The sequence below is a fragment of the Pantoea sp. EEL5 genome, from assembly GCF_049892805.1.
Lineage (GTDB): Bacteria > Pseudomonadota > Gammaproteobacteria > Enterobacterales > Enterobacteriaceae > Pantoea > Pantoea ananatis.
Genome location: NZ_JBNDNJ010000005.1, coordinates 1 through 13,875, shown reverse-complemented (window position 1 = coordinate 13,875; position 13,875 = coordinate 1). Strand labels below are relative to the sequence as shown.

Genomic DNA, 13,875 nt, shown 5'->3' with positions numbered 1-13,875 from the left:
ACTTCACTATAATGAAATTAAATCCCCCCCTGTCAATCTTTTCTTTTTAAAAATGCCGCGCCTCACAAATTAACACAAAACCCTTTGATTTCGGGGGAAAGTGAGCCTTCAATCCATTTTGTTACATGAATAAGTTAATGCTATGACGTCATCAGATGAAAAGTTTGACAATATTTACGGGTAGCCATATTCATTAAAATGAATTTTAGCCTCACACTCAACACCGGCGGGAGCGCATAATGGACTGGAGCAGTATTCACGTTTACCTTCCCTTTCTTTTGCAAGGGGCGGAAATGACAATTTATATCACGATCTTGTCCTTGCTCATCAGCACGCCGTTAGGTCTGGTGTTTGCTGCCGCAAAAATGTGTCCTTTTAAAATCATCTCCTGGCCCGTGAGCGTCATCATCAATATCACGCGTGCCTTACCGATGATTGTGGTGCTGTTTTATATCTATTTCGTTTTCCCCGATATCGGCATTACCCTGACATCGTTTCAGGCCAGCGTGGTCGGTATCGCTTTCTGCTTTTCTACCTTCCTCGCAGAGATTTTTCGCTCGGGTATTGAATCGGTCGATCGTGGTCAGCTTGAAGCGGCGCGCTCGATGGGCATGAGCTTCTTTAAAGCGATGCGGCGCGTCATCCTGCCTCAGGCTTTTCATGTCGCGCTGCCGCCGTATAGCAATACGCTGGTGATGATGCTGAAAGATTCTGCGCTGGCATCAACGATTGCGGTTACCGAAATGACCCGGCAGGGACAGCTTCTGGCCGCCTCAACCTTTGATAACACCACCGTATATACGCTGGTGGCGTTACTTTATCTGACCTTGTGCATGCCACTGCTGGCTTTCACTAAGCACCTTGAAAATCGTCAGAAAAAAGGAGCCTGAGATGATTGAAATTCGTGATGTCCATAAGCGGTTCGGTGCTGTCGAAGTGCTGAAAGGGGTAAGTTTCCGCGTCGATGAGGGCGAAGTGGTGTGCCTGGTGGGGCCCTCCGGTTCCGGAAAATCGACTGTGCTGCGCTGTATTAACGGGCTTGAAACCTATGAAAGCGGCACCATTCGCGTGCTCGACCAGCATGTTGACAGTAAAAGTAAAAATATCAATTCACTTCGTCGCCAGATAGGAATGGTTTTTCAACGATTTAACCTCTTTCCGCACCGTAGCGTGCTGGAAAACGTGATGGAAGGTCCGATTTACGTTAACGGTGAATCGCGCAGTAAAGCCGAAAAGATAGCCAAAGAGTTGCTGGAAAGAGTAGGACTGGCCGACAAAGTCTCCGCCTGGCCATCGCAGCTTTCCGGTGGTCAGCAGCAGCGCGTGGCCATCGCCCGAACGCTGGCATTGCAGCCGAAAGCCATTCTTTTCGACGAACCGACATCAGCACTGGATCCGGAGTTAGTCGGCGAGGTTCTGCAGGTCATGCGCAACCTGGCACAGCAGGGAATGACCATGATCGTGGTCACGCATGAGATGCAGTTTGCAAGAGAGGTCGCCGATCGCGTCTGTTTCCTGCACAGCGGACAAATTGTGGAGCAGGGCCACGCTGAACAGGTGCTGTTGCGCCCTCAGGAGGCGCGCACGCAAGATTTCCTACGGCGGGTTCTGGGAACATCTGCGTCCGGAACAGGATGAGACGGGAGCAATTCTGTCACTCCTGAGACTTTTTAGCGCCTCAAGAAAGGGCATGACGCGCAAACAGCGGATTGACGACGTTACCGTGCAGATACACCCGCCTTGCTGATGGCCACAATCAGCGCGGTTCCGCCGAATCCCCATCCCCAGAATGTTTTCGCAGACTTAATTTTCCTGTCACAAGCGCCTTTAGCATTGTCAGTTCCCTGTCTGAATCCGGTTATATTCGGTCAACGACAGGCTCAAACAGAAACTTTCCTGACATTCTCTTTGAAGACACGCTACCAGACCGAAAGGATGGCCGCGTGTGCGTGAGGCCCGTCAGGTACGGGGAAAGCGTGTCCGGAGAAGGAGAACCGTGCAGCTTCCGGATGATGCATTTACCCGGCATCAGTCGTCGGACAAAAAAAGGCCCGTCAGCATGAACGCGACGGGCCAGCACGGAGGCGACGAGAATATTTCTGACAACAGACACATCACAGCGGAGTAACGTTGACCGGTGTTCTGTGAAAGACGTATTTCAACTGCAGGGAGAGTTTATCGGGGCTTGCTGCCATTCTCTCTGGCCTGGTGCTCCAGGCATCTTATAAAATTCTCTATTATCTGCACAGAGTAAGTTATGGCCAGCAACTCTGCCGTGAGCCGGACATCCATACGCATCAGCGTCTCTATGACGCCGGGCTTGCTGAGGACCGGCTTCATATTTTTTACCCGGTCCATCAGATGTGTCCAGTTATTGATAAAGGTGTCCGGGTCAGCATAGGTTCCATCCCTCAGTTGCGTGTAAATCGCGTCAACATCCGCTTTCATTAGCCTGACGGCCTTAATCAGTCTTTCCTCGTAAGTGGGCTGGTTTTCATCAGACACGGAACGTTTCCACCATACCTCTCAGCGCATGCGCCTGCTCAGACAGTGACTGCGAAGCCGAGGATGACTCCTCGACCAGCGCCGCGTTGTTCTGCGTCACGCCGTCCATCTGACTCACGGCAACACTCACCTGCGAAATGCCCTGCATCTGCTCTGCGGACGCCAGGGAGATGTTATCCATCGCCTCAGCGAGCTCACCGACCAGGCCGACCACCTTCTGGATACTCTGTCCGGTCGATGAAGCTACGCCGACGCCGCTTTCAATCTGATCGACGGCCTGCTCAATCAGCGTCTTGATGTCCTTTGCGGCCGTCGCGCTGCGCTGTGCCAGCGTACGCACCTCTCCGGCTACCACGGCAAATCCGCGCCCCTCTTCACCTGCGCGGGCCGCTTCCACCGCGGCGTTCAGTGCCAGAATGTTGGTCTGGAACGCGATGCCCTCAATCACTGACGTGATGTCGCGGACTTTTGCGGCACTCGCTGATATGTCCTGCATGGTCACTGACATGCGCTGTACGTCCGACCCTCCTGCGTGAGCCAGCTGCGCGGTCCCGCGGGCGGACTCTGCTGTCTGCTGCGCACTGGCCGCGTTGCTCTTCACCGTGGCGGTCAGCTGCTCCATGCTGGCGGCCGTTTCCTGCAGCGCAGCCGCCTGCTGTTCGGTGCGGGATGACAGTTCAGTATTACCCTGCGCGATTTCGTCCGAGGCGAGGGCCACAGAGGCAGAGGTCTCTTTAATCTGCGACACCAGTCCGCGCAGGTTGGCCTGCATGCTGTCAAGCGACGCCAGCAGGCTGGTCGTGTCGTTACGGCGAAGCACGACCGGCGAGGTGAGGTCGCCGGCCGCAATGGTGGCGGCCAGTGCCTGCGCCTGGGCAGGCTCACCGCCCAGCTGGCGCATCAGTACACGGACAACCAATACACAGGCCCCGACACTGATGAAAATGGATGCACCGGCCAGAAGGATCAGGATGAAAGATGAGCGTGAAGTTGAAGTGCTGTTCTCCTTCACCTCAGCAATGCTTGTCTTCTGCTGTATCCCTGTCACAACCTGCAAATCGCTGAGCATTTTATCCTGCACGGGCTGGACCTCTTTTGTCAGACACTCAAAGAAGTCTTTATCGCGATTGGCCAGGCCAAGCTGACTGGCCTTTGCAAAAATGGCAAAAAAAGAGGCCTCTGTATCGGTCAGTCTCTTGAAAGCGTTCCGTCCCGCCGGAAGAGAATCGATCTTCAGCAAGTCACCAAGAGCCTGGCGGTTAGCGCTATATTGCGCCTGAGTTTTCTGCATGCGCTCAGCTACGGGTTTCATTGCCACAGGATCGTTCAGCAGCCCAAGCGTTCTTACGTCTATGGACATCTCTCTTAGTTCACCGAGCATGTCCTGCGCAATTTGGTACTTTTTCATTTTGATGTTTACGATCCTGTCCATTCCTTCCCGGGCTTTATAGAGCGCATTCAGCGCAGTACCGGTGCAGATGATGAACAGGAAGATAAGCAGGCCGAAACCTGCAGCAAGGCGAGTCGATATTTTCATGTTTTTTCTCGTTATATAGGGCGTTCTGGTGTTGGTTAATCTTTGCCGGACGTCAAGAGCAGTCCGACCGGATTAATCCTAGATGGGTTTTTGCATTTAGTGCTTATTTCGCTCCAATATTACTGAGAATAATCTGAAAAAAATTGTTTCTGCGTACTTCAATTGCCTGCGCAACGGCTTTGCCTGACGTCGGAATCTGTCATCTCAGTCACGTCCTGCCCCACTGATGGGATTGCCTTCAGAAAACCCTTATGATGAGAAATCCGTCACGCAAAAAAAGTTGATTGAGAGACTCAATATCCTTTTCCAACAAACATCTCTCCCCGATCGAAAAGCCGCGATTATCCGTGCCATTACTCTACTTACCTGAATCCGTGACCAGACAATCCCGGCTTGACGTGAAATGAATGCCCCTTTTTAGGAGGCGCAGGCCATCTGGGCTGATTGACAGGTGGTCAGTAAAAAGAGGCCTGTTGCATGGTCAACATGACACGTCTTCAGTATGTCAAATTAATTCCAGTGATAAATGATCGACCTGCGTCACAATTAAAGAAAGCAACTATCGTGACGATAACGTTAGGGCGTGATTTGCACGCTTTGACTACAGGGAGTCAACATGGCCGTTATCAACACAAATACGCTGTCACTGGTTACGCAGAATAACCTGACAAAGTCACAGTCTTCACTAGGCACGGCGATTGAGCGCCTGTCTTCCGGTCTGCGCATCAACAGTGCAAAAGATGATGCAGCCGGTGAGGCCATCGCTAACCGTTTCACCTCCAACATCAACGGGATGACCGTTGCCGCCCGCAATGCCAACGACGGTATTTCGCTGTCGCAGACCGCCGAGGGCGCGCTGACTGAAATTAACAATAATCTGCAGCGAGTTCGTGACCTGACCGTTCAGGCGCAGAACAGCTCTAACTCAGCCTCGGATGTCGACTCGATTCAGGCTGAAGTTAACCAGCGCATGCAGGAAATCGACCGCGTTACGAAACAGACTGATTTCAACGGTATCAAAGTGCTGAACACCGGCTCCGGCAGCACCACCTACAACTTCCAGGTGGGCGCAAAAGACGGCGAAACTATTGGTATTGCGCTGAGCTCAAGCGACGGTTTTGACCTGGCTGCAGCGGGCAACGCTTCTACAGGCACCACTCAGAATACCAGTTCTACGACAGGCCAGACGGTCAACGGCAATGCCCGCACCACGTCAGCCATCGGCTTCGACGTGCTGAAAGGGGCTGTCACCGGTGGTTCAGGCGGCACAGCGTCAGGTACCACGCCGCTGGCCGACATTGATAAAGCCATCAAAGCGGTCGATAACCAGCGCAGCCTGCTGGGTGCCTCGCAAAACCGTTTCGAGTCCACCATCAGCAACCTGAACAATACCGTGACAAACCTGACCGCGGCCCGCAGCCGTATTCAGGATGCGGATTACGCGACGGAAGTGTCGAACATGTCCCGCGCGCAGATCCTGCAGCAGGCGGGCTCTTCTGTACTGGCCCAGGCCAACCAGGTGCCACAGACCATGCTGTCACTGCTCCGCTAATAAACGCTGAGGAACTGGATGCTGTCTGATGCAGTTCCTCACGATTTCGTCCCGCTCTGTAACCAGAAGCGGGCAAAACCCTGATTCTCGTCGCGGTGGAAATGTCAGGTTGAACATGGGATGTGGGGCGGAGTAGCACTCTGAACACGCCATCAAGATGCTTAAGCAGGGCTATGGACTGATTTAAGAACACCATCTTGCCAAACGCCCGTATTATCGGCTCCCGGCACGAAGCCGTTTTCTTTACTGTTTCATTTTCGAGTGTTAACCGAGGAAAGATAATGAACAATATTAAAATCGGCGTCCGTCTCGGTGCCGGATTTGGCTTTATCCTGCTTCTTCTCATCGTTATTACCCTGGCCGGTTTAATGCGTATCGACTCACTGGGCGACACCGTGGATAAACTGGCCGGCGATCGTTTTGACAAGGCTACCGCTGCCAGTAATCTTCGCTTTTACGTTACTGATATGAGTCGTATGGTTCGCAGCATCGCGCTTGTCGACGATCCGGCGCAAAAAGAAAGACTGAAACAAAATTATGAGCAGGCCCGCACCCGGCTTGAAACGGCTTTCAACAAAGTCGATCACATACTGCACGCTCCCAGAAGTCGCGAGCTGATTGACGTCATGAAAAAAGCAGGGAAACAGTATCTATCTTATTCTGAGCAGGCGGTAAAACTTGGTATGGAAGGCAAGCGGGATGAGGTGACGCAACTACTCACCGGGCCGGCTTATCAGGCTCAGGACGAATACACAACGGCCATCACGGACCTCGCCAGCTTCCAGGGGGAGCAGATGAAGACCGCGGGAGCTAAAGCCGCGTCAGAGCAGCGCAACGCCGTAACGCTACTCGTTTCACTCAGCCTGGCTGCCATTGTACTGGCAGCAACGCTCGCCTGGTTTATTACCCGCAGTATCGTCAGGCCCGTCAATATCGCACTTGAAGCGGCGGTAAGGGTTGCTGAAGGTGATCTCACTGCAGAGGTGCCGGTGAGTGGACGAGACGAAACCGGGAAACTGCTTGAAGCTATTCGTGGCATGCAGCATTCCCTGGTGCAAACCGTGAGTGCCGTTCGGGCGAATGCGGAAAGCGTTGCCGCAGCAAGCCTTCAGATAGCTCAGGGAAACACCGATCTGTCACAGCGCACTGAAGAACAGGCCAGCGCGCTGGAACAGACCGCTGCCACGATGGGTGAACTGGGTGTCACGGTCAGGAATAACGCAGATAATGCCAGCCAGGCCGCCACGCTGGCCGTTACGGTACGTGAGGTTGCCCGGCAGGGTAATGACATCACTTCAGATATCACCGATACCATGAAGGGCATAGGCGAAAGTTCAGGGCGCATTGCGGATATCACGTCAGTGATAGACAGCATCGCTTTCCAGACCAACATTCTGGCGCTCAATGCCGCCGTCGAAGCTGCCCGCGCGGGTGAGCAGGGTCGCGGCTTTGCCGTTGTCGCTGGTGAAGTTCGTTCACTGGCGCAGCGCAGTGCGACTGCTGCGGGTGAGATTCGTCAGCTCATTGAGGCCAACGCTCAGCGCGTCAGTGAAGGCTCAACGCTGGTAGCGCGTTCTGCTGGCACGATGTCTGCCGTTGTTTCTTCGGTGGGCCAACTCACTGACAGGGTAGAGGAAATTACCGCCGCTACTGCTGAACAGGCGCGCGGCATTGAACAGGTCAGCATAGCCGTGACGGAAATTGATGACGTCACGCAGCAGAATGCTTCACTTGTGGAAGAGTCTGCCTCTGCGGCAGCAAGCCTGCGTGAACAGGCCGATCTGCTAATGCAGTCTGTATCCGTTTTTACACTTTCAGATCATTCATCCTCCGCCGTTAAAACAGCACTTGTTGCGCCCGTAACGGTTACCGCATCCCCGACGACGCATGACAATTCCATGCGATCAAAAGAGACAACGCTGGAAGAAAACTGGACAACATTCTGAGCATGCCCCGATGTGAGGGGGTAGCAGGCAAGGCTACGTGAATTCTGTATAACCCGCAGGGGTTCTGTGCGCCAGTTTTCACGTAGCGCGCCCGGTGATTAACGGGCTTCAGGTCCAGAGAGGACGCAGGTTAGATAAGTAAGTCTGCGATCCTGAGCTGGAGTGCATCATAACCAGCCAGTTTTGCAGTCTAGTGGGAAGGATTATATGATCCTCTCCTGAGTGAGCTCGTTACAGTCGTGCTGTTGCCATCAAGATAGGTCAGTGGTCAGGCGGCACTTGCGTATCAGTCCGCTGAAACGCCACTTGGGCAGGTTCACATTTCCAGGCCGGGATATTGACCTTTTGAGCGGTCTGCGCCGAAGTCGCAAGGCTGCTCAGGATGACTATCAGGCCTCAGAACGCCACCCTTATTGTCGCGAATACTTTGACGGCGTACAGTGGCTCTCGTACGGCGGTGAGCGGGTTTGACTTTTGAGGGTGAGGGCCGGGAAAGGCTGAAACTGCCATAACATAACCGGCGGCGCAGGGCGACTGGCGCCATGTGGGCAGTTCACCTTGGCAGGCATCAACTGTCGCCTGTGATTTTTTATTACCATACAGTCTTGAAGCTGTTAAAAACAAATATAACGTATAAGCGGTAAAATAGAAGCTCCCAATCATGCTTGATGATCAAGCGACTGTGGGACAGAAAACGATTTGTGAGTATTGGCCTTTCAACTGACCACATGTGCATCCATAAAATCAACCATGGCGCCTGCATGAGCATCAACATGCCGGATATAGCGCATCACAGTTTCTGCCTTTTTCCAGGTGCCTTCCTGCATAATCTGTACAGTACTGTATTTTTTTGTGGCCATGTCGATGGCAGCACCCACTCGGGTACTGTGTCCTGACCATCCCCGGTACCGGTTTTTATTGGGTTTAACATCCGCAGCGGGACCCGCCTCGTGCCAGGCGCGGGCAAAAATATCTTCCATTGCACGTGTGGAAAGCGGCCTGTCGGTACTGATTTTCGCTCGATTGGTGCGGTGAACGGGGGAGAATATAAAGGCATCAGGCTCGTTAATCAGGCCCGACGCGTTCAGCCATTCTCTCAGGCGTTGCGTTGAAAGTGCGCCCAGTCCTTTGATAAGCCCCCCGGTCATCACAATGGTTTTCGTCCAGCCGACATCCAGCACAATTCTTCCGTCTGAAGCATGTGAAACATCACGTACGCGGAGACGTCCCAGTTCGCTCACCCGAAGCAGTGTGGAATAGCCCACGTGTAAAAATGCCAGGTCGCGCTGGTGCTGCAGAGAATCTGACCCCGACCATCTGGTATCAAGCGTGAGAAGATCGGTCAGACGAAAGGGTATTGCCTGGCCTGTGCGCTCGCCACTAACCACAGCAGTCCGGCTAATTTTCTTCATTGCCCGAAAAACTAAGGGTGAAGCATGGGGAGGAGTCAGCCCTGCGTTACGGTGTAACATACTGATAAGAGCGAGGTGTGTACCTATAGTCGAAGATGCCCGTCCGTTTGCCTGCAGCCACATAAGATAATCACGCAGGCATTCGGGTGTCATGGGCAGAAAGGTGCGGCCGTACTCCTTCGCCCAGCCGGCGCAGATCCGCATCACGCTGAGCAGCTGCCGCCAGGTATTGTCAGAAAAGGCCTCTCGGTCCTGAACAAACGCCTGGAGCTGCGCCACCACGTCAGCCTGGCCGGGCAGCTGAGCATCAGATACGGGTAAATGTGGTCTGAAATCGTCCATTTTTATCCTTTCAGGAGACAGCGCTACGTGAATTCTGTAAGAGAAGCAGGGGAGAAACCCTGCAGATTTTACGTAGCGATGCCTGTTAATTTGTTCACACAGGCCTGAAGATTTCATGCGCGGTTGTGATCTTCAGACCGGATCCCATGATACAGGGATTCGCTGCCGGATCCTAACTTCATATAAGGTCAATTATATGAAGTTAGTAAACAACCTATTAATACTGCTTGAAAATGATGGTGGGTGGCGTAATAGCTGTGATTAGAAGGTTCAGTAAAAGCCATTGCACAAGAGACTATCACTACTTCACAATCGAGAATACGTATCACTAACATGTAAATAAGTTGATGTTAAAGATAAATCTTATTGATATGATACCCAGTATCAAAGCTCAGCTTTGAGGGCGGTAGCATCTTGATTTTTAACACTAAACAACTATAACCTTCTAAAATTAATGCTAAGGCAAGTCAATGACACACAAACTATTCATAAGCTACTCTCATAAAGACGAAGAGTATAAAGATCAGCTTATTGAGCAATTAAAATCCTTAGAAAGACATGGATCCATAAAGATATGGGATGACAGAAAAATTTTACCTGGTCAGGAATGGGACAAGGAAATATCAACTAAGCTTAAAGAGTCTAAAATTATTTTATTTTTAGTAAGTTCGAGTTTTACAGCATCTAATTATTGCTTTGATATTGAAGTCAAGTTTGCTTTAGAAAAACACGAAAGACAAGAAGCAATTGTGATACCTATCATTGTTAGAGAATGTGTATGGGATTTCACCCCTTTTTCGAAATTACAAGCGTTGCCAAAAGATGGAAAGGCAGTGACTTCCTGGGGTAATACTGATACCGCTTGGACGAGTGTGATAAAAGACATTGTTCGCTTAATTGAGGAAATGCCTATGTTACCCAAAGAATCGTCATCTGAAGAATCTCTAAGTGAAGAAACAAAAAATTGGATTGAAGATACAGAGATTGTATTAACACATCGTCTAGTCCCATACATAAAAAACAGCGATATATATACGTCTTGCGATCTAAAGTTAATTACAAATACTAAAAATAAGGATGGCGAAATTGAAATTACAAATAGCAACTTGCTATTTAAAGATAAAGGATTGTATTTAATTTTTGGTGAGGAGCAGCAGGGCAAAACAACTCTTTTAAAGCATATATACTCACAGTTTGCTTCAAATGGAAAATACGCCATTTATTTGAATGCTAAGGAACTTAAGAGTTCATCGATTGAAAAAGTAGTCAATGAGGAAAAAAACAAACAATATCAGAATCTTAATGAAGATAAGTTTGAACAATGTCAAGAAAAAGTATTATTAATCGATGGATTCGATGACGTTAACTTGAATTCAAAGTATAGAAGTCACTTTCTCGAAGAGGCTCAAAAGGAATTTCAACACATAGTAATAACGTGCAATACAAGCTTTTTATACGTTTGCCCAGAAATACCTGAACTCAATAGTTTTAATAAGTATGAGTTATTGGGTTTTGGACATGCAAAAAGATCAGAAATTGTTGAAAAATGGATCTGTCTTGGCCAAGAGGAAGTGATTAACGACAAACTGTTATATGAAAGCCTCGACGATATTAGCGTCAAACTTGACGGAATCATCAGAAAAAACATAGTCCCCCCCAAACCTGTTTATATATTAATGTTGTTACAAATGTTTGAGACATATTCTCAACAAAGTTTAGAAATGACATCTCATGGTCATTGCTATCAACAATTGGTATACCAAGCATTTGATAATGCCAAAATACCTAAATTAGAGTTTGAAAAGTATCTTAATGTACTAACTGAGTTAGCATGGTACATGCATTTAAACGACTCTTCAATTCTTGAGTCAGAGTTGCATACATTTTTCGAAAATTATCAGAGAATCTATCTATCTGTTAATGGTCAGGAAATAATATCTAGACTGAAGTCCAATTCAATACTCCAAAGCAATAAGCTAAAAATAAAATTTAAATATCCTTATTTGTTTTATTTTTTCACTGCTAAGAAAATTGCTGAGGAGTACTTACAAAGTATTGAAGTAAAAGAAAACGTCAAGCTTCTTTTAAGTGAGTTACATCGTGAAGATTATGCAAATATTTTAGTCTTTGTTACTCACCATACAAAAGACTCATGGGTTCTTGAGGAAATTAAGGAAACGCTTAATTCATTATTCGACCAGCATGAATCAGCAACCTTATCTAATGAACAATTGAAGTTCATGGGAGACTTTATCGCTCAAATACCAGAATTAATTATGGAACAAAGATCGATAAAAGAAGAAAGAATAAAGAGAAAGAAAGAGCTAGATAGTATAGAATTAAACTCATACAACTCCAAAGATAAAGATAATTCTGAGCCACCAGATATTCTATCTAACATTAACAAAAGCTTTAAAGGAATGGATATTTCTGGTCAAATAATAAGAAATAGATATGCAACATTAAAAAGAAATGAATTGCTTGAATTAGCGAACTCTGGAACACAAACAGGATTAAGATTTTTAAAATATTTTCTAGACTTGTCAGACACATTAAAAAAGGAAATAGTGCAACTTATTGGTAACGCATTGAAAGAACAACCAAACCTTACAGACGAAAGCCTGCAAAAACAAGCCCAAACATTTTTTTTACAAATGAGCTATGGTGTTATTAATGGTGTTATTAGAAAAATGGCTAGTTCCATAGGTTCTAAAGAGGCTTACGAAATATATGTTGCCCTCGAAGAAAAGATGAAAACTCCCGCAGCAAGTCTTTTAAGCCAAGCAATTGACTTACAGTATAGAAAACATGTAGACATTAAGAGGTTGAATGACACAGTAGCTCGGTTAAACAATAATCCTGTATGCCAGCGAATTTTAAAAGAAATGGTAATACAGCATACTTATATGTTTCCAATTGGTTACAGAGAGAAGCAGCAAATTTCTGAATTACTGAAACTTTCTGTGAAACAACAAATGGTTATGGATGCAAAGAAAACGGGTAAGTGATAAAATGATTAGCGGCACTGATCTTATAGTCGAACATTATAACAAAACATATGATTTAACGTTTAATCTTTGGGAAGCGAGGAACAAGATTTTATTATCCCTGTTTTTGTGCATAGGAGTTACAGTTTTTCTGACATTTAATGTCGCAGAGGCTCAGCCATTACTCATTGATATTATAACAAAATCAATAGGAATTACTGATGCCGCCAGAATAAGTGAGTTAAGGAAAAGTTTCCCTTATAGTGTTGTGCATTCAGCACTATTATTGGTAATAATGTACTTAATCATTAACTTATATCATAGAAGCGCTTTTATACATCGTAATTATGCCTACTTATCTAAACTTGAAGAAGAAATAAGGTTTCGGTTATCAATAAAAAAAACCTCGAAGGTTTTCTCCAGGGAAAGTACGTTTTATAATGAAAACAAAACGTTCGCTTCTAAATATATTGGCGTGATATATGTTTTGGTTGTTTCTTTTTTCGTATTAAGCTTTCTGAGCGTTAGGTTATATTTAGATATCTCAAGCGCCTCTAGGTTAATTATTTTTTATGATTTAGCGGTTGGTTTAGTTATTTCAGTTTATTTATATTCATGGGCTAAAATTTCGATTTAATCATTATTTAAAAATGAAATAACCCATACTTCAACCTATTGAAACCTTCGCCACCGTGTAACGATAAGTGGCGAGGGTTTTATATTTTATTAAATTGAGAGATTGTTATTATCATAATTATGATGTTCTTTATTTTTCATATTCATAATACTCAACTCGTGTTTGGCTTGCCTTTAGCTGCATTGCACTGTTCGCTGTTGATTAATACATCGAGAGGGTCGGGGAAGATAATAACATGTCTGGGTTCTAATTCCGGATGAAGTAGAATTTCTGGGCAGAGTCACTTGATGCAATAGTTGAGGAATATTATGAATATGAAGTTATAAAGCCATTACCTGCAATGCGAGGAAAAACAGCTCCTACTTTTGGTGATCCATGTAGATGTGTTAAGGTACTATCTACTATGGAACAACGAGTTATTGTCGAAATGATTATTGATAAAGGTTACCTGAAGGAAGTTCATTAATTTGAAAACATAATCGCAACATAGAGTAAATTTTCCTAGCTATGTTCCAGAGTCCGTGCCCCTCATATAGCACTAATTTGCTAACCTAATCTTAAGATTCGGAAAACCGAACTTTGATATATCTCAAATTTCTAGGAATAAATCCACTCGGAGAAAGGCTATCATTTTTTATGAAAACCTACCAAAATCTAGACGAGTTGCTTTAATTAATTATTTATTCTATTGTCAATCAAATGGCCATGGAGTATGAATTAATGCATCGAGTCAATGAGAATTAGATTGCAGAAAAATAACCATCCCCAAGCTGATAGCGTACTTAGGAAAAATAAATCAACGATGGGCTATAATGATTTGAAAGGAGTTACCTCCTTAACACAACCAATTTAACATAAATAGCATTATACGCACTAATAATGTAACGGCTAAATTCAGATGTCCGCCTCTGGCTGTATAGAAATGTCCGCATTATCGGCTTTTTTCAAGGGTTCGCG

The 13,875-nt window shown here is 46.9% G+C and carries 10 protein-coding genes and 1 pseudogene; 8 read left to right on the top strand and 3 right to left on the bottom strand.

Features of this window, described 5'->3' with window-relative positions; genetic code table 11:
* Positions 1-239: 239 nt before the first annotated feature.
* Both ACPXSQ_RS17430 and ACPXSQ_RS17425 read left to right on the top strand, forming a co-directional pair.
* Positions 240-890, top strand: coding sequence for an amino acid ABC transporter permease (locus tag ACPXSQ_RS17430; protein WP_013027890.1), 651 nt, complete (start codon positions 240-242; stop codon positions 888-890).
* Position 891: 1 nt separating this feature from the next.
* A complete protein-coding gene (locus ACPXSQ_RS17425; RefSeq protein ID WP_014333167.1) occupies positions 892-1,638 on the top strand; it encodes an amino acid ABC transporter ATP-binding protein in 747 nt (248 codons plus the stop codon).
* Positions 1,639-2,175: 537 nt separating this feature from the next.
* On the opposite strand, the gene ACPXSQ_RS17420 is transcribed toward ACPXSQ_RS17425, so the two are convergent.
* A complete protein-coding gene (locus ACPXSQ_RS17420; protein WP_014598315.1) occupies positions 2,176-2,505 on the bottom strand; it encodes a hypothetical protein in 330 nt (109 codons plus the stop codon).
* Complete coding sequence (locus ACPXSQ_RS17415) at positions 2,498-4,042, bottom strand: methyl-accepting chemotaxis protein (protein ID WP_158150431.1); 1,545 nt, start codon at positions 4,040-4,042, stop codon at positions 2,498-2,500. The genes ACPXSQ_RS17420 and ACPXSQ_RS17415 overlap by 8 nt, the downstream gene beginning before the upstream one ends.
* A 616-nt stretch (positions 4,043-4,658) precedes the next feature.
* Between ACPXSQ_RS17415 and ACPXSQ_RS17410 the strand changes: the two genes are divergently transcribed.
* The 3 genes and pseudogenes from ACPXSQ_RS17410 to ACPXSQ_RS17400 all read left to right on the top strand — a co-directional run.
* The gene (locus ACPXSQ_RS17410; RefSeq protein WP_013027894.1) at positions 4,659-5,594 is read left to right on the top strand and encodes a flagellin; all 936 of its coding nucleotides are present in this window, start codon (positions 4,659-4,661) and stop codon (positions 5,592-5,594) included.
* A 281-nt stretch (positions 5,595-5,875) separates the two neighbouring features.
* Complete coding sequence (locus ACPXSQ_RS17405; protein WP_041457888.1) at positions 5,876-7,540, top strand: methyl-accepting chemotaxis protein; 1,665 nt, start codon at positions 5,876-5,878, stop codon at positions 7,538-7,540.
* Between the two features lie 173 nt (positions 7,541-7,713).
* Positions 7,714-7,942 (top strand): annotated as a pseudogene (locus ACPXSQ_RS17400) (TolC family protein); the annotation flags it as partial.
* Between the two features lie 314 nt (positions 7,943-8,256).
* On the opposite strand, the gene ACPXSQ_RS17395 reads toward ACPXSQ_RS17400, so the two are convergent.
* Entirely contained in the window at positions 8,257-9,294 is a 1,038-nt protein-coding gene (locus ACPXSQ_RS17395; protein WP_014333174.1) for a tyrosine-type recombinase/integrase, read from the bottom strand.
* A gap of 470 nt (positions 9,295-9,764) precedes the next feature.
* On the opposite strand from ACPXSQ_RS17395, the gene ACPXSQ_RS17390 reads away from it, so the two are divergent.
* From ACPXSQ_RS17390 to ACPXSQ_RS17380, 3 genes are all read left to right on the top strand, one after another.
* Positions 9,765-12,302: a TIR domain-containing protein gene (locus ACPXSQ_RS17390; RefSeq protein WP_426144179.1), complete on the top strand. Its 2,538-nt coding sequence runs from the start codon at positions 9,765-9,767 to the stop codon at positions 12,300-12,302.
* Positions 12,280-12,918 (top strand): hypothetical protein, encoded by a 639-nt coding sequence (locus ACPXSQ_RS17385; RefSeq protein ID WP_426144178.1) that lies wholly within the window; start codon positions 12,280-12,282, stop codon positions 12,916-12,918. Before ACPXSQ_RS17390 ends, ACPXSQ_RS17385 begins: the two co-directional genes overlap by 23 nt.
* Before the next feature lie 292 nt (positions 12,919-13,210).
* Positions 13,211-13,384 (top strand): glycohydrolase toxin TNT-related protein, encoded by a 174-nt coding sequence (locus ACPXSQ_RS17380; RefSeq protein WP_426144229.1) that lies wholly within the window; start codon positions 13,211-13,213, stop codon positions 13,382-13,384.
* The last annotated feature ends 491 nt before the right edge of the window (positions 13,385-13,875 follow it).

Bases quoted from the DNA above. Each gene is read 5' to 3' on its own strand.
- ACPXSQ_RS17415 (WP_158150431.1), bottom strand. From the start codon at position 4,042: ATGAAAATATCGACTCGCCTTGCTGCAGGTTTCGGCCTGCTTATCTTC.
- ACPXSQ_RS17405 (WP_041457888.1), top strand. From the start codon at position 5,876: ATGAACAATATTAAAATCGGCGTCCGTCTCGGTGCCGGATTTGGCTTT.
- ACPXSQ_RS17385 (WP_426144178.1), top strand. From the start codon at position 12,280: ATGCAAAGAAAACGGGTAAGTGATAAAATGATTAGCGGCACTGATCTT.
- ACPXSQ_RS17390 (WP_426144179.1), top strand. From the start codon at position 9,765: ATGACACACAAACTATTCATAAGCTACTCTCATAAAGACGAAGAGTAT.
- ACPXSQ_RS17410 (WP_013027894.1), top strand. From the start codon at position 4,659: ATGGCCGTTATCAACACAAATACGCTGTCACTGGTTACGCAGAATAAC.
- ACPXSQ_RS17425 (WP_014333167.1), top strand. From the start codon at position 892: ATGATTGAAATTCGTGATGTCCATAAGCGGTTCGGTGCTGTCGAAGTG.
- ACPXSQ_RS17395 (WP_014333174.1), bottom strand. From the start codon at position 9,294: ATGGACGATTTCAGACCACATTTACCCGTATCTGATGCTCAGCTGCCC.
- ACPXSQ_RS17430 (WP_013027890.1), top strand. From the start codon at position 240: ATGGACTGGAGCAGTATTCACGTTTACCTTCCCTTTCTTTTGCAAGGG.